Source organism: Rhodococcus sp. PML026, from assembly GCF_000963615.1.
In the GTDB taxonomy this organism is placed as follows: domain Bacteria; phylum Actinomycetota; class Actinomycetes; order Mycobacteriales; family Mycobacteriaceae; genus Rhodococcoides; species Rhodococcoides fascians.
The window spans coordinates 157766-178468 of sequence record NZ_KQ031375.1; the positions used below are offsets into that span (position 1 = coordinate 157766).

The 20703-nt window shown below is 66.2% G+C and carries 17 protein-coding genes; 6 read left to right on the top strand and 11 right to left on the bottom strand.

Features of this window, described 5'->3' with window-relative positions:
• Nucleotides 1-458: 458 nt before the first annotated feature.
• From lnt to VF34_RS16245, 5 genes are all read right to left on the bottom strand, one after another.
• Entirely contained in the window at nucleotides 459-2036 is a 1578-nt protein-coding gene (lnt, locus tag VF34_RS16225; protein WP_032372771.1) for an apolipoprotein N-acyltransferase, read from the bottom strand.
• Entirely contained in the window at nucleotides 2026-3621 is a 1596-nt protein-coding gene (locus tag VF34_RS16230; protein ID WP_032372413.1) for an amidohydrolase, read from the bottom strand. The genes lnt and VF34_RS16230 overlap by 11 nt, the downstream gene beginning before the upstream one ends.
• Nucleotides 3622-3638: 17 nt before the next feature.
• On the bottom strand, nucleotides 3639-4175 hold the full coding sequence (locus VF34_RS16235) for an FxsA family protein (protein ID WP_032372414.1): 537 nt from the start codon (nucleotides 4173-4175) through the stop codon (nucleotides 3639-3641).
• A gap of 81 nt (nucleotides 4176-4256) precedes the next feature.
• Entirely contained in the window at nucleotides 4257-4913 is a 657-nt protein-coding gene (locus VF34_RS16240) for a response regulator (RefSeq protein WP_027497113.1), read from the bottom strand.
• Nucleotides 4914-4929: 16 nt separating this feature from the next.
• Nucleotides 4930-6090, bottom strand: a complete 1161-nt coding sequence (locus tag VF34_RS16245; RefSeq protein ID WP_032372415.1) for a sensor histidine kinase — start codon at nucleotides 6088-6090, stop codon at nucleotides 4930-4932.
• A gap of 17 nt (nucleotides 6091-6107) precedes the next feature.
• Between VF34_RS16245 and VF34_RS16250 the strand changes: the two genes are divergently transcribed.
• From VF34_RS16250 to VF34_RS16260, 3 genes are read left to right on the top strand one after another with little or no spacing between them, the layout of a single operon-like run.
• The gene (locus tag VF34_RS16250) at nucleotides 6108-6875 is read left to right on the top strand and encodes a TSUP family transporter (protein WP_032370548.1); all 768 of its coding nucleotides are present in this window, start codon (nucleotides 6108-6110) and stop codon (nucleotides 6873-6875) included.
• Nucleotides 6876-6885: 10 nt separating this feature from the next.
• Nucleotides 6886-8412: a TldD/PmbA family protein gene (locus VF34_RS16255; protein WP_032372416.1), complete on the top strand. Its 1527-nt coding sequence runs from the start codon at nucleotides 6886-6888 to the stop codon at nucleotides 8410-8412.
• Entirely contained in the window at nucleotides 8409-9770 is a 1362-nt protein-coding gene (locus VF34_RS16260; RefSeq protein WP_032372417.1) for a metallopeptidase TldD-related protein, read from the top strand. Before VF34_RS16255 ends, VF34_RS16260 begins: the two co-directional genes overlap by 4 nt.
• A 39-nt stretch (nucleotides 9771-9809) precedes the next feature.
• Here the strand turns inward: VF34_RS16260 and VF34_RS16265 are convergent, their stop codons facing one another.
• The 3 genes from VF34_RS16265 to cobN all read right to left on the bottom strand — a co-directional run bounded on the left by VF34_RS16265 (nucleotide 9810) and on the right by cobN (nucleotide 14328).
• Complete coding sequence (locus VF34_RS16265) at nucleotides 9810-10235, bottom strand: VOC family protein (protein WP_027497108.1); 426 nt, start codon at nucleotides 10233-10235, stop codon at nucleotides 9810-9812.
• An 88-nt stretch (nucleotides 10236-10323) separates the two neighbouring features.
• Entirely contained in the window at nucleotides 10324-10704 is a 381-nt protein-coding gene (locus VF34_RS16270) for a PPOX class F420-dependent oxidoreductase (RefSeq protein ID WP_027497107.1), read from the bottom strand.
• Nucleotides 10705-10722: 18 nt separating this feature from the next.
• Nucleotides 10723-14328 (bottom strand): cobaltochelatase subunit CobN, encoded by a 3606-nt coding sequence (gene cobN, locus VF34_RS16275; RefSeq protein WP_032372418.1) that lies wholly within the window; start codon nucleotides 14326-14328, stop codon nucleotides 10723-10725.
• Between the two features lie 281 nt (nucleotides 14329-14609).
• Here cobN and cobG point away from each other — a divergent pair, with 281 nt between their 5' ends.
• Genes cobG through VF34_RS16290 form a run of 3 tightly spaced genes read left to right on the top strand, consistent with a single transcriptional unit; the run spans nucleotide 14610 to nucleotide 17911 of the window.
• Complete coding sequence (cobG, locus tag VF34_RS16280) at nucleotides 14610-15740, top strand: precorrin-3B synthase (protein ID WP_045841901.1); 1131 nt, start codon at nucleotides 14610-14612, stop codon at nucleotides 15738-15740.
• 54 nt (nucleotides 15741-15794) lie between these two features.
• Entirely contained in the window at nucleotides 15795-16421 is a 627-nt protein-coding gene (locus VF34_RS16285; RefSeq protein ID WP_032372419.1) for a precorrin-8X methylmutase, read from the top strand.
• Nucleotides 16418-17911 (top strand): precorrin-2 C(20)-methyltransferase, encoded by a 1494-nt coding sequence (locus VF34_RS16290; protein WP_032372420.1) that lies wholly within the window; start codon nucleotides 16418-16420, stop codon nucleotides 17909-17911. Before VF34_RS16285 ends, VF34_RS16290 begins: the two co-directional genes overlap by 4 nt.
• Here the strand turns inward: VF34_RS16290 and VF34_RS16295 are convergent.
• Genes VF34_RS16295 through VF34_RS16305 form a run of 3 tightly spaced genes read right to left on the bottom strand, consistent with a single transcriptional unit; the run spans nucleotide 17894 to nucleotide 20660 of the window.
• Complete coding sequence (locus tag VF34_RS16295; protein WP_032372421.1) at nucleotides 17894-18640, bottom strand: cobalt-precorrin-6A reductase; 747 nt, start codon at nucleotides 18638-18640, stop codon at nucleotides 17894-17896. The genes VF34_RS16290 and VF34_RS16295 overlap by 18 nt on opposite strands.
• Nucleotides 18637-19929 (bottom strand): precorrin-6y C5,15-methyltransferase (decarboxylating) subunit CbiE, encoded by a 1293-nt coding sequence (gene cbiE / locus VF34_RS16300; RefSeq protein ID WP_230595112.1) that lies wholly within the window; start codon nucleotides 19927-19929, stop codon nucleotides 18637-18639. The genes VF34_RS16295 and cbiE overlap by 4 nt, the downstream gene beginning before the upstream one ends.
• Nucleotides 19902-20660 (bottom strand): decaprenylphospho-beta-D-erythro-pentofuranosid-2-ulose 2-reductase, encoded by a 759-nt coding sequence (locus tag VF34_RS16305; RefSeq protein ID WP_032372422.1) that lies wholly within the window; start codon nucleotides 20658-20660, stop codon nucleotides 19902-19904. Before VF34_RS16305 ends, cbiE begins: the two co-directional genes overlap by 28 nt.
• Nucleotides 20661-20703 lie beyond the last annotated feature (43 nt).

Below are 20703 nucleotides of genomic sequence, written 5' to 3' on the forward strand. Positions count from 1 at the left end.
TGGGGCTGTTTGGATTCGTCGCCTGGAGCTTGTCGGATTGAAACAGGGAAGAACCCCGTTTTCACCGGGCGGGCTGCATCGCGGGAACCTCACGCGAAGTAGAGCCGATCGACGGTGTCCGTGAACTCAGGAACACGGTTCCCCCTCCCTGTCAGGCGCTCGATCCGGACGCGGCATCGATGCCGATTGTTCGCTCCCCTGACATCGTGACCGAGGCGGCGTTCGGGGGTACGACGGCGGCCGCATCCTGGACCTCCAACACCTCCAGCGGCTTACAAAGATACAACATCGGCGAAGTTCTTTTGTGCGGTAGTCCTAGTGGGCATCGATTGTTCGGGGAAGCTTGTTACAAGATCGCTTGTGTGCGCCACCCGACCGCCGTTTTTACATCGAACGAATGATAGTGATTCGGACCGTCGATGCGCCGAATACCGACCCGAACGAACTTGACGACTGTTTCATTCCCGAAGCCGTCGACGTCGGACGCCGACGAGCGTCGCGATCAACCCCACTGCCGCGGCCAGAATCAGCGCCAGCTCCGCGCCGAAACCGATGCGTGTTGCCGGTGTGAGCGAGCTCCGCAGTTCGACCGTCGATACCAGTACATCCGGCTCGAACAGCGGGGTTTGCTGCAGGACGTTCCCCTCGGGTCCGACTACGGCACTGACGCCGCTCGTCGCGGCAACCACGACGGTGCGTCCGTGTTCGACGGCTCGCACCCGCGACATCGCCAGCTGTTGATACGTCATTTCCGTATCGCCGAACGTGGCGTTGTTGGTAGGGATCGCAATGAATTGCGCACCCGAACGAACGGACTCGTCGAGGGCTCGATCGAATGCGACTTCGTAGCACGTGGCTATTCCGGTCGCTATTCCTGCAGCGTGTACGACACCGTTTCCATTTCCAGGAACGAAATAGCCCGCTCGATCGGCGTATTCCGAAAACAGCCGAAAAAAACTTCGGTACGGCAAGTATTCACCGAAGGGCTGAATGATCTTCTTGTCGTGCCGCTCCCCTGGTCCGTCGGCACCGTTCCACGCGATGACGGAATTGGTGTTCGTGTTGTTCGCGTTGACCAGGACGGTGCCCACAAGAATCGGGGCACCGACGGCAACCGACGCCTGCGTGATGAGCGTCGCAGCGTCGGAGTTGCGCAGCGGGTCGATATCCGATGCGTTCTCCGGCCACACGACGAGATCCGGCGCGGGTTGCCTGCCCGCGTCGACATCGGCGGCCAGCGCCATCGTCTCGCGCACATGGTTGTCCAGTACCGCGCGTCGCTGCGCGTTGAAGTCCAGCCCCAGGCGAGGAACACTGCCCTGAATGGCAGCGATCGTCGCCGTGCGATCGCCGTCCCCGGTGTCGTTCGTGTGCAGAGTCGGGATCAGCGACACCGCAGTGATCGATGCGATCGCCGTGGTCACGACCGGTCCGACGAGCGATCGGGCGGTGACGCGACGCGTGAGTGTCAGCATCAGCGCGGCCAGTCCGGTACCGGTGAGCGCGACCCCGAAACTGAGCAGCGGTGCGCCTCCGACGCTCGCCAACGGAAGCAACCAGCCCTCGGGTTGTCCGAACGCCAGCCGGCCCCACGGAAATCCTCCGAAAGGAACGCTCGACCGAAGCCACTCGGCGGCGCTCCACATCAGTGCCATCGACAGCGGCCACCACGCACTGCGCGCAACCAGCACGGCCGTCATACCGAACAGACCGAGGAATAACGATTCGGCTGCGGCCAGCGCGACCCACGGCACCGGGCCGACGTAGACGCCGATCCACGGGAGCAGAGGAACGAAGAAGGCGAGGCCGGCCACGTAGCCGTATCCGAATCCGCCTTTCAGCGACACCGATCGCCGACCGCCGAACCCCGTCAGAACCAGTGCCAGTACTGCGATGCCGATGGGTCCCAGAAACCAGAGCGTTCGCGGCGGAAAACTGGCGAAGACGAGCGCGCCGGCAACGGCAGCCAGGACGGTCGACAGCGCAGGCCCGTACAGCCGGGTCAGTCGCGCAGTCGAGGAGTTCTCACTGCTCATGAACGACCCGTCCACGGTGCACCGTCATCGAGCAGCGGGGACCGACGGACGACGCCTCGAGGCTGGGCAGCGGTGCCACGCCCGCACGGGGGTCGGTCGACCACCGTTGAACGCTGTCCTTCGGTGCTCGAACGACGAGTTCGTCCACGTCCCACACCGCAAAGGACGCGGGGGCGCCCGGCACCAATGTTCCGGCCAAACCGTCGCGCACTCCCCCCGCCCGCCATGCACCGCGCGTCGCAGCCGAGAACGCCGCACGCGGCGACACCGAGCTCCCCGGAGTGCGGTGGTTCGCCGCAGCCCGGACCGTCGCCCACGGATCGAGGGACGTCACCGGCGCATCGGAGCCGAACGCCAGCGAGACTCCCGCAGACGCCAAGCGTGCGAACGGGTGGAGTTCGGCAGCGCGCTCGGCACCCAGACGTGCGGCGTAGAGGCCGTCGGCTCCGCCCCACGCCGCGTCGAACGCCGGCTGCATGCTGGCGATGACGCCCCACGACGCCAACAGGTCGGCTTGCTGCGCGGACACCATCGCCACGTGCTCGAGCCGGTGTCCGCAGGACGCGACGGCGGGCGTACCCAGATCGGCGACCACCCGGCCGAATGCAGTGACGGCGGCCGACACCGCGGCGTCGCCGATGACGTGGAAGCCGGCCTGAATTCCGGCCGTCGTGCAGGCGGCGATGTGTGCAGCTATCGCGTCGACATCTGCGTACGACACCCCGGTTCCGGGACCATCGGCGTACGGCGAGCTCAACCATGCGGTGTGCGACCCGAGGGATCCGTCGACGAAGATATCGCCTGCCAATCCGTGGGCACCGGTCTCTTCGAGCAATTCGCGGGCGCGTTCGGCGGTATCTGCCAGCTCGCCCCAGTAGCCGCGTACTTCGACGCCGTGCTCGGTGTTCATGAGTTCGCGGAAGTCGTCGATGCCCGACACCACCGGTCCTGCACATTCGTGGACCGCGACGATTCCGTGCGCCGCGGCGTCGTCCAGCGCAGCAGCCCTTGCTCGGCGTCGGGTGTCGGCGGTGAGCAGCGAGCGAGCGGTCTGCCGAGCACGATGGTGCGCGTCTGCGGTCAGTGGAGACTGTTCGGAGTAGCCGGAGGTGGCGTCGGCAGCGGACGCGGCGAACCGCAAGCGGGTGGATACGGCGGCCGAGTGCGAGTCGACTCGGGTGAGGTACACCGCTCGTCCGGGAGCAGCCGCATCGAGTTCGGCGGTGGTGGGAGGACGTTGTTCGGACCAGGTGGACTCGTCCCAACCGTGACCCCAGATCAGGTCGTCTTCCGAGGATGCCGCATGTTCTCGCACCATGCGTACGCAGTCCTCGACCGACGTGGACCGGCTCAGGTCCAGGCCGATCAACGACAGTCCGAGGTCGGTCACGTGAACGTGCGTGTCCACGAAGGCCGGAGCGACGAAAGAACCGGCCAGATCGATGACGGGAACGCCGGGATGCAAGGCTCGTCCGGTGCGATCCTCACCGATCCAGCTGATGATTCCGTCGGTCACGGCCATGGCGGTGGCATCGGGAGCCGAAGGACTGTAGATCCGTCCGCCGCAGAACAATTCGGTGGTCACGAGCGACCAGTCTGCCCCTACCGGTGGGACTTGGGGAAATCCCCGGCAGCGGGATCGACGCGGCCCGGGTCGATCACCTCACCCTCGAGAACGAGCGACGGTCCGGTGGTTCGTGGTCCGCGATTCTCGCCGGCCGTACGGTCGTCGAGTACCTCACCGTCGATGACCGTGGGGCGCATGCGCCGAGTGGACGCCGCGACTCGGGGCAGCCACCGCGCGGCCGCCCACAGCACGGCAGGCCGGAGCAGCCAGCGAGTCGGTGGGATCAACAGCAACAGGCCTACCACCGTGGTCACCAGGCCGGGCACGAACATGGCCACCGACCCTGCAGCGAAGAGTGCGCCGTCGGCCACGGCTCCCTCGGCCGAGCGTTCACCCTGCGATGCGCGTCGCAGGCCGTCCAGTACCCGCCGGCCTTGCGAACGGACCAGCAACGAACCGACCAACGATCCGGCGATGAGCAGCACCACGGTCCACAGCACACCGAGTGCACTGCCCACAGCGACCAGGGCTGTGACCTCGACCACGACGTAGAGCACGAACAGAGCGAGCATGACGGTCCTTTCTTCGCTTGGTCCGTACAACGTCCGGCACAGTCGTTTTTCTCCCGATGCGTCCTGTTTGCCGGGAGATTCTCAGGATCCAGGTCTGACGAGGCCGGATTCGTAGGCGAGTACGACGGCTTGCACTCGGTCACGTACTCCCAGCTTGGTCAGTATTCGGCCGATGTGGGTCTTGATGGTCGCCTCGGACAGGTGCAACACCGTCGCGATCTCGGCATTGGACAGCCCGGTTGCCAGGTGCGCCATGACCTCTCGCTCACGCCCGGTCAGGCCGTCCAGTACCGATGGGTCGACGGCCGGCTCGGTGCGCTCGACGAACCGCGACAACAGCCTCTTCGTGACTTTCGGTGATACGACGGCGTCACCCGCAGCCACGCTCCGAATCGCGGATACCAGATCCTCGGGCGGTGTGTCCTTGAGCAGAAATCCACTGGCTCCTGCCCTGAGCGCACCGAGTACGTGCTCGTCGAGATCGAACGTCGTCATGACCAGAACCCTGGTGTCCGATCCCGATTCGGTGATCGCTCGAGTGGCGGAGACCCCGTCGATCCCGGGCATGCGGACGTCCATCAAGACCACGGCGGGCGCCAGCCGTGCCACGGCTTCGATGGCACCGGAGCCGTCGGACGCTTCACCGATCACCTCGATGTCGTCCTGGGCTTCGAGCACCATGTTCAGGCCCATTCGCATCAGTTCCTGGTCGTCCACGACGACAACGGTGATCGGCACCGACACAACCTAACGCCTACTCGATCGGCAGTCTCGCCCGCACGAGCCATGAGCCCTGGGGTGTTCGACCGACCTGCAACGTGCCCTGCAACACCGCGACTCGCTCCCGCATCCCCACCAGTCCGTGTCCTCCGCCACCGGTCGGTGGCGCCGCACTGCCGGTGCCGTTGTCGGAGATTTCGACGGTGACGGTGTCTGCTTCGCGTGCGACCCGCACGACGGCTCGCGGGGCATGGCCGGCGTGCCGAAGAACGTTCGTCAGCGATTCCTGGACGAGTCGGTGGACGCCGAGACTGATCGCCGGGCTGATGTCGTCGAGATTGCCCGTCTGTTCCAACTCGACGTTCAGGCCGGCTCGACTCATCATTTCCACGACGCGGGCCAGACCGGCCGTGCCGTACTCGGGCATGTCGTCCGCGTCGGGGGTCGTCCGCAGCAGCGCGACCGTCCTACGCAGTTCGGCCAGCGCCTGTCGGCCCGTCGCCGAGATGTTGGCCACCGCCTGCTCGGCACGTTCGGGGTTGCGCCGGATGGCATACGACGCCCCGTCGGCCTGGACCACCATCACGCTCACCCCGTGGGCGACGACATCGTGCAGCTCGCGCGCGATACGTGTTCTTTCCATGAGCACGGCCTCCTCGGCGCGGCGATCCCGGTCGTACTCGGCCACGATCAGTCGGGCTTCCATCGCCTCGTCGTATGCGCGTCGGGCACCGAGGAATTCGGCAGCGACCCACGACAGTGCGTACAGCAGAGCGCTGAACAGCAGCGTCGTGAACAACGGCTGGTGGAAGAGCAACAACGACGACACCGAGTAGGCCGCCACACCGGCGGCGTAGACGGCCCCCTGCGCGCGGCCGACGTAGGCCACCAGGGTGTAGAGCATGATCGGCAACGCCAGTGCGGCCGGATGGCCGTTGGAGGTATCCCCGACCATGGCTCCCCACACGTCGGCGACGAACGTCGACACGAGCGCCACGGCCGCCACAGACCTGGGGAACCGACGCCGCCACGCCACGGGAACGGTCAGGACCACCGAGAAGGCCAGAAACAACGGCCCGTTCAGGCCGTCGGCCGAACTCACGAAAACGAGAATCTCGATGACGAAAAGCCCACCGGCGAGCAGTGCGTCGGCCACGAACGGTTGGCCACGGAGCCACAGGCTGAATCGACGCATGTGATTGAGTTTGCCGTATGACTGTCGCGGACTGGGGATTGTTGATGGCCGCCGCGACAGCAGCAGGATGGGTCGACGCCGTGGTCGGCGGAGGCGGTCTCATTCTGTTGCCGGCGATCTTGCTCGTGGCACCGCAACTGACACAGCAGGCAGCCCTCGCGACCAACAAGGCGACCGCAGTCTTCGGAACAGTCGCCGCCGTCGTCACGTTCGCCCGCAAGGTCTCGCTCGACTGGAAGGTGCTCGTTCCTGCCGGCGCGATCGCGGCGACGACCTCGGCGGCGGGCGCTGCCGCGGTGTCGTTGATCGACCGCGACCTCTTCGTGCCGATCATCATGGTCGTGCTGGTCGGCGTTGCGGTACTGGTGACCTGTCGACCGACCATCGGTCGTACCGCGGCACCGTCGCCCCCGACGCATCGCAAAGTTCTGATCGTCATCGGCCTCGCCGCAGCCGGCATCGGGTTCTACGACGGCATTCTCGGACCCGGCACCGGCACCTTCCTCATCATCGTCTTCGCGACGATGCTGGGCACCGAATTCGTCCGCAGCGCCGCGATGGCAAAGGTGATCAACGTCGGCTCCAATGTCGGTGCGCTGACCTACTTTGCATTCACCGGCAGTGTGTACTGGCAACTCGGTGCTGCGATGGCCGCCTGCAATGTCGTCGGTGCGGTACTCGGTTCGAGGACGGCGGTCGCCAGGGGTGCGGGCTTCGTCAGGATCGTGTTGCTCGTCGTCGTGATCGGCATGGTCCTACGCCTCGGCTGGCAACAATTCGGCTAGCGTCACAGTCGTGACGACACCATCGGACCGGTCGGTCGACGCCGACTTCCTCGCCCTCCCCCTGCGAGAACTGGCCGACGCGGCCCTGAGCGCGGCGCGCACGGCCGGAGCCTCGCATGCGGACTTCCGAGTGCAGCAGCTGACGACCCAGTCGATTTCACTGCGCGACGGCTCAGTGCAATCCGCCGTCGACGCCGGGGAAATCGGGTTGGCGGTGCGGGTGGTCGTCGACGGCACCTGGGGTTTCGCCTCTCACGCCGAGCTGAGTACCGACGCGGCTGCCACCACGGCGCGGCGTGCGGCCGAGGTGGCGACGGCGTTACGCGTGCTCAACCGCGAACGGGTCGAACTCGCGCCCGAACCGGTGTACTCGGACGCGGTCTGGGTCTCGCAGTACGAGATCGACCCGTTCGACGTTCCCACCACCGACAAAGTGGCGCTGCTGGCCGAGTACTCGGCCAGGTTGTCCGCCTCCGACGGCGTCGACCACGTCACGGCGTCGGTGCTGCAGGTCAAGGAACAGTCGTTCTATGCCGATTCGGCGGGCAGCTCGATCACTCAGCAACGGGTACGACTACACCCGCAGTTCGAGGCCACTGCCGTGGACCGAGCGGCCGGTGCGTTCGATTCGATGCGGACATTGGCACCGCCCGTCGGACGTGGCTGGGAATACCTCGGTGAACACAGCACGTGGGACTGGGCGGACGAACTCGCGCGCATCCCGGAGTGGCTGGCCGAGAAGGTCAAGGCCCCGTCGGTGGTGGCAGGTCCGACGGATCTCGTCATCGATCCCACCAACCTGTGGCTCACCATCCACGAATCCATCGGACACGCAACGGAATACGACCGAGCGATCGGGTACGAGGCCGCCTACGCCGGGACGTCCTTCGCCACACCCGATCAGCTCGGAACCTTGCGTTACGGCTCACCCATCATGCACGTCACCGCAGACCGGACCGAGGTGAACGGTCTCGCCAGTATCGGCTACGACGACGACGGCGTGGCCGCGCAGAAGTGGGATCTGGTTCGCGACGGAACACTCGTCGGCTACCAACTCGATCGGGTCTTCGCCCCGAGGCTCGGACTGGAACGGTCCAACGGATGCTCTTACGCCGACTCCGCACATCACGTTCCGATCCAACGCATGGCGAACGTGTCGTTGCAGCCCGATCCCGACACCGACCGGTCGACCGAGGAGGTCATCGCCGCGGTCGAGGACGGTATCTACGTGGTCGGCGACAAATCGTGGTCGATCGATATGCAGCGGTACAACTTCCAGTTCACCGGACAACGCTTCTACCGGATTCGAAACGGTGTGCTCGACGGCCAGGTGCGCGACGTCGCCTATCAAGCGACGACGACGGATTTCTGGGGTTCGATGGAACTGCTCGGAGGTCGCTCCACCTGGAAACTCGGTGGGGCATTCAACTGCGGCAAGGCCCAACCCGGTCAGGTCGCCGCGGTCAGTCACGGTTGCCCGGTCGCACTGTTCCGCGGGGTCAACGTCCTCAACACCCGATCGGAGGCAGGTCGATGATCGAGCCGCAGCAGGTGATCGAACGTGCGTTGGCGTGTGCGAACGTCGACGACACCGTCGTCCTCGTCACCGACTCCAGCGACGCGACGCTTCGGTGGGCGGGCAATTCGATGACCACGAACGGCGTCTCCACTTCGAGGCAGTGGGTGGTGGTGTCCATCGTCCGGAACGGGGACGTGGCGCGGGTGGGTTCGGTGTCGTCCACCAGTGTCGATCCGAGCGAGATCGCGGACGTCGTGCGTGCCAGTGAAGCAGCGGCCCGCGCCGCCGAGCCTGCGGACGACGCGATGCCGCTGCTGACCCCCGATTCCGAGCCGGACGGCTGGGATCGACACGCGCAGGCCACGTCGATCGACGTGTTCGGTTCGCTGGCAACGGAACTGAACGTCGGATTCGACGGCCGAGACACGTTGTACGGATTCGCCGAGCATCGCGTCGACAACGTGTGGCTCGGAACCTCGACCGGAGTGCGACGCACGTTCACACAGCCGACCGGGTCGATCGAAGTCAACGGAAAGCGGTCCGGGGCGAGTGCCTGGGTGGGAAAAGGTACAGCCGATTTTCGCGACGTGTCGGCGGCATCGATGCTCGGAGAATTGTCCACCAGGCTGGGCTGGGCGCAGAACACCGTGGAGCGTCCCGCCGGTCGGTACGACACGGTGTTGCCGCCCTCCGCCGTGGCCGATCTGATGATCTACCTGATGTGGACCATGGAGGGGCGCGGGGCCCAGGAGGGGCGCACCGCACTCTCGCGGGCCGGTGGCACCCGAGTCGGCGAGAAGCTCACCGAGCTGCCGCTGACGCTGCACTCCGACCCGCGCGAGCCCGGTCTCGGGTACGCGCCGTTCGTCGCGGCGGGCTCCTCCAGTGATGCGGTGTCGGTGTTCGACAACGGTCTCGGCATCGACCGGGTCGATTGGATCCGGGACGGCGCGATCGCAGCACTGGCCTATACACGCGCCGGAGCCCGGAAGTTCGAGGTACCCGTTGCCGTCCCCGGGGAGAATCTGATCCTCACCGGCGGCAGCGACACCGGGATCGACGCGATGGTCGCGTCGACCGAGCGCGGGCTGTTACTGACGACACTGTGGTACATCCGAGAGGTCGATCCGACCTCGTTGCTGCTCACGGGTCTCACCCGCGACGGTGTCTACGCCATCGAGGACGGCCGGATCATCGGAGCCGTCAACAACTTCCGGTTCAACGAGAGTCCTCTGGATCTGTTGCGACGTGTCACCGAGGCCGGACGGACCGAGGCGACACTGCCGCGCGAGTGGAAGGACTGGTTCACTCGCACGGCAATGCCGCCGCTGCGCATTCCGGACTTTCACATGTCCTCGGTCAGCGCCGCGCAATAGGGTCTGCGGGGTCGTTCCCGCAGGCCCTGCGTCCGACCGTTACTTGTCGGGTCCGGACAACTCGAGAGCGATGTTGTCGGGGTCGCGGAACTCCACGATGGACAGTCCGGGCCCTGCGTCCTTGATGCCCTCGTGCGCGATGCCGAGCTCATCGAGCGTCTTGACTGCATCCTCGAGCGCGGCACGGGTATCGACGGTGAAGCTGAGGTGGTCCAGCCCACAACGATCTTCGGCGAAGGTGTCGTCGCTCGGCGCGACCGGGCGCAGACCGAGCAAACCCCCGCCGAACTTGTAGATCACGCCGCCGAAGAGGAACCACAGGGCTTTCTTGGTCTCCTCGTCCGCGTCGGGATCCCAGGCGTAGGCCACCTCGAAGCCGAACACCGAGTCGTAGAACGATCGGGATCGGTCGATGTCACTGACGGTGAGTCGGACATGGTTGTAATCGGTCACTGCAATAGGCACGTGGTGCTCCGTTCCGGCAGCAGGGGAAGCCGCCTCATGAAGCATTCGGAACTGCGCATACCAACGATGGTGTCGTCGTGCAGACCGGTTACGCGGGAGTGATCGCGAGCCCGACCGAGCCGCTCTTGCCCCTTCGAAGAACGCTGCCCTTCACGGTGAGCCAGCCCAGGATGCCGTACTTCGACACTATCGCCGCGCGCGCTTTCTCGGTGCCGGCTGCATCGAGGATCTCGGCTGTCGCGTCGACCGCGTCGCCCTGGGGTTTGCCGCGCATGTCGCACGGTGCGAGCAGAACCTTCGAGTTACGGCGAATGCGCTTGACCTTCCACGAATCCGACACCGTCCACACGAGCAGACGATCACCGTCGAGCGCACCCCAGAGCGGGGTCGGTACGGCGGTGCCGTCCTTCTTGAACGTCGTCAGCAGTACGTACTTGCCCTTGGCAATGTCCTCGAAGGTGGCAGTCATACCGAGAAGGGTACGTCGCTACTCCCCCTCGAGCTCACCTTCGGTTTCCAGGTACACCTGGCGCAAGCCGTCGAGAACCTGCTTGTCCGGCTCGGCCCACATCTTGCGCTCCGCGGCCTCGAGCAGTCGTTCGGCAATACCGTGCAGTGCCCAGGGATTGGACTGTTGCATGAACTTCTGGTTCTGCTCGTCGAGCACATAGGTCTCGGCCAACTTCTCGTACATCCAGTCCTGCACCACATCGGTGGTGGCGTCGTAACCGAACAGGTAGTCCACGGTCGCCGCCATCTCGAACGCACCCTTGTAGCCGTGCCTGCGCATGGCTTCGAGCCACCGAGGGTTGACGACCCGAGCGCGGAAGACGCGGGCGGTTTCTTCCGAGAGTGTGCGCGTGCGAACCGATTCCGGCCGCGTGCTGTCACCGATGTATGCCTCGGGCGACTTTCCGGTCAGCGCGCGCACCGTCGCGACCATGCCTCCGTGGTACTGGAAGTAGTCGTCGGAATCGGCGATGTCGTGCTCACGTGTATCGGTGTTCTTGGCGGCCACGGCAATACGCTTGTACGCAGTGCGCATGTCGTCCGACGCGGGTACTCCGTCGAGTCCGCGGCCGTAGGCGAAGCCGCCCCAGGTGGTGTACACCTGAGCGAGGTCGTCGTCGCTGCGCCACGTCTTGCTGTCGATCAGCTGAAGCAACCCGGCGCCGTACGTTCCTGGCTTCGACCCGAAAATGCGTGTCGTAGAACGTCGTTCGTCACCGTGTTCGGCCAGATCGGCCTGCGCGTGTGCACGGACGTAGTTCTGCTCGGGCTCCTCGTCCAACGCAGCCACCATCCGAACCGCGTCGTCGAGAAGGGCGAGCACGTGCGGAAACGCGTCACGGAAGAATCCACTGATCCGAACCGTCACATCGATGCGAGGGCGGCCGAGCTCGTCGAGGTCGATCACCTCGAGGCGCGTCACCCGGCGCGAGGCCTCGTCCCACACCGGGGAGACTCCGAGCAGAGCGAACACCTCGGCGATGTCGTCGCCCGAGGTGCGCATGGCCGAGGTGCCCCACACCGAGAGACCGACGGATTTCGGCCACTCGCCGTGATCCTGGCGGTAGCGTGCGAGCAGGGATTCTGCCATCGCCTGACCGGTCTCCCACGCCAGTTTCGACGGCACGGCCTTCGGGTCGACCGAGTAGAAATTGCGGCCGGTAGGAAGCACGTTGATCAGGCCGCGCAGCGGTGAACCGCTCGGACCCGCCGCGATGAACCCGCCGTCGAGAGCGTGCAACACCTGCTCGATCTCGCGGGAAGTTCCGCGTAGACGCGGTACCACCTCGGCGGCGGCGAACCTCAGAATCTCTGCGACCACGTCACCGTGTTCGCCCGCAACCCGCTCGGCCTCGGCCGGTTTCCACTGCGTCGCTTGCATTGCCGCGACCAGTCCGTGCGCGACGGCCTCGATGCTGTCGACGCGCGTGCGTTCCTCGTCGCCGTCCTCGCTGAGCCCGAGAGCTTCGCGTAGACCGGGCACCGTCTGCTCGCCGCCCCACATCTGCCGAGCGCGCAGCATCGCCAGCACCAACTCGACCTCGGCATCGCCGACGGGCTCCTGGCCCAGGATGTGCAGCCCGTCGCGGATCTGCACGTCCTTGATCTCGCACAGCCATCCGTCGACGTGCAGCAGCATGTCGTCGAACACTTCCTCGTCGGGACGCTCGTCGAGTCCGAGGTCCTTGTGCATCTGTGCCGCGGTCATCAGTGTCCAGATCTGCTGGCGAATGGCCGGTAGCTTGGCCGGATCGAGAGCCGAAATGTTCGCGTGTTCGTCCAGCAGCTGTTCGAGCCGAGAGATGTCTCCGTAGCTCTCCGCTCGCGCCATCGGCGGGATGAGGTGATCGACGAGAGTGGCGTGGGCTCGCCGCTTGGCCTGTGTGCCCTCCCCCGGATCGTTGACCAGGAAGGGATAGATCAGCGGCAAGTCGCCCAATGCAGCGTCGGTGCCGCAGGAGGCGGACATGCCGAGGGTCTTGCCGGGGAGCCATTCCAGGTTTCCGTGCTTACCGAGATGAACCATCGCGTCGGCCCCGAAGCCGCCGTCCTCGCGGGCTGCGGAGATCCACCGGTAGGCGGCCAAATAGTGATGGCTCGGCGGCAGATCCGGGTCGTGATAGATCGCAACGGGCTTCTCACCGAATCCGCGCGGCGGCTGAACCATGATGACCACATTGCCGAATTGCATTGCTGCGATGACGATCTCACCGTCGGGATCAGCGGAACGATCGACGTAGAGATCACCCGGTGCCGGTCCCCAATGTTCGATCACACCCTCGCGAAGGTCGTCGGGAAGCTGCTCGAACCAGGTTCGATACCGGGCCGCCGAAATACGAATGGGATTGCCCTCGAGCTGGGCGTCGGTGAGCCAGTTGGGGTCCTGACCGCCACGGGCGATCAGGGCGTGGATCAGTGCGTCGCCGTCTCGGGCCGCCAGACCGGGCACCGAATCCGGGCCCTCGAGCGGTCCGAGGTCGTAGCCTGCCTCACGCATGTCCGACATCAACGCGATCGCGCTGGCGGGAGTGTCGAGGCCGACGGCATTGCCGATGCGGGCATGTTTGGTGGGATACGCCGAGAACATCAGGGCGATTCGGCGGTCGGCGGCCGGGATGTGTCGGAGCCGCGCATGGCGGACGGCGATGCCGGCAACGCGTGCTGCTCGCTCGTGGTCCGGAACGTAGGTGGTCAGGCCGTCGTCGTCGATCTCCTTGAACGAGAACGGAACCGTGATGAGGCGGCCGTCGAATTCCGGGACCGCGACCTGCGTGGCCACGTCGAGTGGGGAGAGTCCGTCGTCGTTCTCGGACCACGTCGCGCGGGAACTCGTCAGGCACAGACCCTGCAGGATCGGAACGTCGAGGGCGGCGAGTTCGGCGACATCCCAGGCTTCGTCGTCGCCGCCTGCCGAAGCACCGGCGGGTTTGGTGCCGCCTGCAGCCAGCACGGTCACGATCAAGGCATCCGCCGACTTCAGCGTCTCCAGCAAGTCGGCTTCCGCCGTGCGCAGTGACGCACAGTAGATCGGCAGTGCGTTCGCCCCGGCGTTCTCGACTGCGGCGGCGAGGGCATCGATGTAGGTGGTATTTCCGGCGAGATGCTGAGCGCGGTAGTACAGAATCGCCACGGTCGGGCCGTCGGAGTGCTGGGCGGAGTTCCGCTCGAGGTGGCCCCACGTCGGCAGGTGTCGAGGTGCGTCGAAACCGTGACCGGTGAGCAGCACTGTGTCGGACAGAAAGTTGTACAGCTGCCGCAGATTGCCCGAGCCGCCCTCGGCCAGATAGTTGTGCGCTTGGGCGGCGACGTTGGCGGGCACCGTGGAGATCTCCATCAGATCCGCATCCGGGGCCTGCTCGCCGCCCAGCACGACCACGGGCAAACCGGTGGCCAGGACGGCCTCGATTCCCGACTCCCACGAGCGACGCGATCCGAGAATGCGGACGATGATCAGCTCGGCCGATTCGGCCATCGACGGGATGTCTTCCGCCAGCAGGCGGGACGGGTTGCCCCACGTGAAATCGGCCCCACTGGCGCGGGCACTGAGCAGATCGGTGTCCGATGTGGACAGCAACAGAAACACGGGTAACGCCCTCCTCGGGGTTTCGCGCCCCTGGATCGGTGAATCGTCCGAGCTCGTCGGTGAGAGGGTCCGACTCCCGCCCCGTCCCGAAGGCACGATCCTCGAGAACAGGTCCCATGAACCATTCCCGACGGGCTGCTCTCGACGAACTACAGGGCGGTCACGGTGGCGCGACCGTACCGGGATTTCACCGGTTTCCTCTCGGCCGGAGCCGTGAACATCGAATGCTACCGGTGCCGGGACGAGATCGGGCCACCCGTGGCACTTGTAGCCTGGTGAACATGAGTTCGCCCAGTAGGTCCGTGCCCGACGGCTGCCCCGGAGCTCTGTCGACGCACCGAGCGGCGGACGGTCCGTTGGCCAGAATCCGGCTCCCGGGCGGCCTCGTGCTGCCGGAGCAGATGCAGGTCCTGGCCGAGGCCGCGGCCGAGCTCGGTGACGGCTCGCTCGAACTCACGTCGAGGGGCAACATCCAGGTTCGTGCGGTCTCGGACCCGGACGAGCTCGCGAACAGGTTGGCCGCGGCCGGGTTGCTGCCGTCTCCGACGCACGAGCGCGTGCGCAACATCCTCGCCTCGCCGCTGTCGGGCCGGGTCGGCGGACTCACCGACGTCCGCAGTCTCGTCGGCGAGCTCGACGCTGCCGTGTGCGCTCGCCCCGAGCTCGCCGAACTACCCGGCCGAACATTGTTCGCCCTGGACGACGGCCGTGGGGATCTGTGCGGACTCGAACCCGACTTCGGGGTGTACGCCCAGGCCGACGGGTCGTTTGCAGTGCTGTTGGCAGGACGCGACAGCGGTGTACGCGTCGACCGCGAGCACGTGGTCTCGACTCTGCTCGACTGCGCGGATGCCTTCGTCCGGTTGCGCCACAAGGAATGGCGACTGGCGGAACTGGACGGCGGTGCCGCGCGCATCGTCGACGTGCTCGGGTTGCAGGCCGGACCGGTACTGGCCATGCCCGCGCCGGTCGAGGTGCCACCGATCGGCTGGCTCGATCAGGACGACGGCCACGTTGCGCTCGGCGCAGGTCTGGCCAACGGCGTCCTCGGCGCGCGGTTGGCCGAATTCCTCGCGGCCGTCGATCGTCCGCTGATCGTGACGCCGTGGCGATCGCTGATCGTGGGTGATCTGGACGAGGAACCGGCCGAACAGGTCGTTCGAGTTCTCGCACCCATGGGCCTGATCTTCGACGCCGCGTCACCGTGGATCCGAGTCAGTGCCTGTACCGGATCGCCCGGCTGCGAGAAGTCCCTCGCCGACGTCCGAGCCGACCTCGCGGCCGCGGTCGACGCGCGGATGACGCCACGGGACGAGCGGCAGCATTGGTCCGGTTGCGAGCGTCGATGCGGCCGACCCAAAGGCGAGGTGACCGACGTCATTGCGACGGGAATCGGCTACCAGGTGTCCTGAGCACCTGGAGACCGGCTTCCGGCTGAGGGGTCCCTCTCCCCTATCGTGACACGCATGCACGACTACATCCGTGACGGCGCGGAGATCTACCGCCAGTCTTTCGCAACCATCCGTGCCGAAGCGGATCTGTCTCGGTTCACCCCGGACGTCGCCCAGGTCGTCGTGCGCATGATTCACGCTGTCGGTGAGATCGACCTGACCGAGACGATCGGCTTCACGCCCGACGTGGTGGAGTCCGCCCGAACTGCTCTGCGCGCAGGGGCACCCGTGTTGTGCGACGCCAACATGGTTGCCGCCGGTATCACTCGTCGCCGTCTGCCGGCCGACAACGAGGTGCTGTGCACCCTGTCCGATCCTCGGGTACCGGATTTGGCTCGGAGTATGGGCACCACGAGAACCGCTGCAGCGCTGGAGTTGTGGGGTGACAAGCTGGGCGGTGCCGTCGTCGCGATCGGAAACGCGCCGACCGCCCTGTTCCACCTCATGGAAATGCTCGCGGCCGGGGCTCCGAAGCCCGCAGCCATCGTCGGCGGCCCGGTCGGATTCATCGGCGCGGCGGAGTCGAAGGAAGATCTGATCGCCGCCGAACTCGGCGTGGAGTATCTGGTCGTCCGGGGCAGACGCGGTGGCAGCCCCATCACCGTCGCCGCGGTCAATGCCATTGCGAGCGAACAAGAATGAGCTCCAGCGGAAAGTTGTGGGGAGTGGGCGTCGGCCCGGGCGACCCGGAGTTGTTGACCGTCAAGGCCGCTCGCGTGATCGGCGAGGCCGACGTCGTCGCCTTCCACAGTGCTCGGCACGGTCGCAGCATCTCGCGCGCCCTCGCGGCCGGTTACATGCGCGACGGGCAGATCGAGGAACACCTGGTGTATCCGGTGACCACGGAGGCGACGGCTCATCCCGGTGGGTATCAGGGGGCCATCGACGAGTTCTACGAGTCCGCTGCCGCACGGCTCGCCGCTCATCTCGACGCCGGCCGATCGGTTGTGCTTCTGGCCGAGGGCGATCCACTGTTCTACAGCTCGTACATGCACATGCACAAACGCCTGGCACACCGGTTCGAGGTCGAGGTGGTTCCCGGCGTGACCTCGGTGAGTGCTGCATCGGCCGCCCTGGCGACTCCACTGGTGGAGCGCGACGAGGTTTTCACCGTCCTCCCCGGCACCTTGCCGGTGAACGAGCTCACTCGCCGACTCCGCGGCACCGACGCCGCGGTCATCATGAAACTCGGTCGAACCTATCCGACCGTGCTCGATGCACTGGAACGATCCGGCAGGCTCGACGAAGCGCGGTACGTCGAGCGGGCCAGTACAGCCGAGCAACGCGTCCTCGATGCCGCCGACGCGGACAACGTGCCGTACTTCTCGATGATCGTCGTGCCGAGTCCGTCGAATCGAACCGAACTTCCCACCAGTACGGGCGAAGTGGTCGTGGTCGGTCTCGGTCCGGGCGACGACGTGTGGACGACGGACGAAGTGCGAGCCGAACTCGCGGCAGCAACCGATCTGGTCGGATACATCACCTACATCGATCGAGTTCCTCAGCGACCCGGCCAGATTCGGCATGCGAGCGACAACAAGGTCGAATCCGAGCGCGCGGCATTCGCCCTCGACCTCGCCAAACAGGGTCGCCGCGTCGCTGTGGTGTCCTCGGGTGATCCGGGTGTGTTCGCGATGGCGACAGCGGTCATCGAGGTTGCAGCCGAACAGCAGTGGAGTTCGGTACCGGTACGCGTGGTCCCGGGAATGACGGCAGCCAATGCTGTTGCCAGCCGCGTCGGCGCGCCGCTCGGGCACGATTACGCCGTCATCTCCCTCTCCGATCGCCTCAAGCCCTGGGACGTGGTGGCCCGACGGCTCTCGGCAGTGGCCGAAGCCGACATGGCGATCGCGATCTACAACCCCGCCTCGAAGACTCGCACCTGGCAGGTCGCGGCCATGAAAGATGTTCTGCTCGAACATCGTTCACCGGAGACGCCGGTGGTGATCGGGCGCGCGGTAGGCAGTGCGCAGGAATCGGTGCGCACCGTGACCCTCGGCGAACTCGATCCCGAGTCGATCGATATGCGATGCCTGCTCATTGTCGGCTCCTCGATGACGACGGTGGTGGAGACCGGAAGCGGTCCGAGAGTGTTCACGTCGCGGCGCTACCCGTCAGGGAGTGACGCGTAGGCGTTCGATCAACCACCGAGCGGCGGCATCGACCTCGTCGACCGTCGACGCCGAGGTGTCGGCGGTGGGTCGCGAGATCATCAGCACGGGAATCGAGGCCGATCGCGCCGCGTCGACCTTGGCGCGGGTCATCGTGCCGCCGCTGTTCTTGGTGACCAGCACGTCTATCCGGTTGTCGGCGAGCATTGCCGACTCGTGCGCGAGGTCGAACGGCCCGCGGCCCAGTTCCAGGGTGGCGCGAGGGGGAACGGCACCGGTCGGTGGATCTATCGAACGAATCAGGAACCACGCATCGGCGACTCCGGCGAAATGGTGAACGCCCTGCCTGCCGATGGTGAGGAACACCCGACTACCCGGTTCTATCGATGCGGCCGCCTCGGGGAGGGATGCCACGGTGGTCCAACGGTCGTCCGTCGACGCGATCCACGGCGGCCGGGTCAGCACGAGATGAGCGACACCGGTTGTCCGAGCAGCGAAGTCGGCATGCGCGGTGATGGTGGCGGCAAACGGATGCGTTGCGTCGACCAGTGCGTCGACGGCGTTGTCTCGAATCCACTGTGCCAATGCGTCGGCACCGCCGAAACCGCCGATCCTGGTATGGCCCGACACCGGCGCCGGCTCGGCGACTCGCCCGGCCAGCGAGGTGATCAACTCGATCCCGGGCACGCCGGCCACGGCGGCCGCGAGTTGCCTGGATTCGGACGTGCCGCCCAGGAGTAGGACCTTCACTGCTCGTCCGCATCCGCCCCGTCGGGCGCACCCCAGGGTTTCGTCACGCACCACTGGGTGACCGGCAGTTGTGGTCGCCAGGTGGTGAAGGAGCCCAACGGCTCACCCCGGTAGATCTGGAACCGGCGCAGCCTGCCGCCGTATCGTGCAGCTGCCGAGAGCAGCAGTGAATCCGATTCTGCGGTCACCGAATTGGCGACCAATCGGCCACCCGGACGCACGGCCGCCCAGCACCGCTCGATCATGTCCGGCTCGGTCGCCCCGCCGCCGACGAACACCGCGTCCGGAACGCCTGCACTGCCGGGGACCTCGTCGAAAGCTCCGGGCGCAGTGCCGAGCACGGCCAACCCGGGCACCCCGAGCCGTTGTGCGTTGGTTGTGATCTGGTGTCGACGATCCGCAGACGACTCGAATGTCACTGCACGACACGATGGATCGGTGCGCATCCATTCGATGGCGATCGTCCCCGAGCCCCCGCCGACGTCCCACAGGACCTCGCCGGGTCCGGGCGCCAACGCACACAGCGTCAGTGCGCGCACTTCCTGCTTGGTCATCTGACCGTCGCCGGTGTACTGCGAATCGGGCAGGCCCGGAACGCGAGTGAGTCTGGTGGCGCCTCGATCTCGAACGCATTCGAGCGCGACGACGTTGAGCGGGTCGGCGTCGGCGAACGTCGATTCCGTCGCCGTCCCCCGGGTGACTCGTTCGGCCGGGCCGCCGAGTTGTTCGAGCACACTCACCGTGCTGGCACCGAAACCGTTGTCACGCAGGAGCGCACACACGTCACCCGGTGTCGAGCTGCCTCGGCTCAGTACGAGAAGTCGACGACCGTGGCCCAGTTCCGGGAGGACGGTCTCGACCGGGCTGTTCACCAGCGACACCGTCGTGGTGTGCGCGAGCGACCAGCCCAGACGCGCACAGGCGAGCGAGACCGACGACGGTGCGGGATACACCCTCAGACGTTCGGCGCCGAATTCGCGAGCCAGGCTCACACCGATACCGTGAAACATCGGGTCGCCACTGGCCAGCACACACACGGTCCGGCCGTCACAGGAGTCGATCATCGGCCGCAGGCTCGGCAGCAACGGACTGGGCCACGCACGAGTGTCGGCGCACCTGTCCACCACGCCAACAAGCTGCCTCGCCGACCCGAAGACGACATCTGCCTGCTCGACTACGACACGTGCGACAGCAGACAGTCCGTTCCAACCGTCCGCGCCGATTCCCACCACTGCGATGGGATGAGGGTTGGGCTCCGCCATCAGCGCGGCATCCTGCGCCACAGCCATTGCGGAAGCAGTCGCATCGCGAAGAACACCGGGCGAAGAGTGCCGGGAATCCACACCGTCGACTTCCGGCTGTGCAGCGCAGCCACCACCGCGGCGGCCACCTGATCGGGTGTGCTGGACATCGGTGCCGGGTCCATGCCCTCGGTCATCGAACCGATGACGAACCCTGGGCGCGCGAGCAACAGATGGACGCCGGTGCCGTGCAGGGAATCGCTCAGTCCGCTGGCGAAGCCGTCCAGACCCGCTTTGGCCGAGCCGTAGACGTAGTTGGCCCGCCTCACCCGGATACCCGCGACGGACGAGAAGACCACCAGATCGCCGCTCTTCTGCGCCCGCAGTACCTTCGCGGCGTGGGTGAGGACGGAAGCCTGGGCCAGGAAGTCGGTCGTGATCACCTCCAGCGCATGCCCGGCGTCGTCCTCGGCGCGCGTCTGATCCCCCAGAATCCCGAACGCCAACACCACGATCCCGATGGGCCCGTGCCGTTCCACGACGGAGCGCAGGATTTCCTCGTGGGTGTCCATGGCGTTCGCGTCGAACTCGACCGCATCGACGGTCGTCGCGCCTGCCTGCAGCACACGTGACCTTTGCGTCGCCAGGTCGGAACTGCGTCGAGCGGCCAGTACGACCGTTCGTCCCGGTGCCAGCCGAGTGGCGACCTCGAGACCGATCTCGCTTCGGCCGCCGAGCAACAACAACGTTCCCGAGGCGGGTTCAGATCGTCTGCTCACGCCGAACAGTCTCTCCGATCGAGCCCCGCTCGTGGCAGTCGGG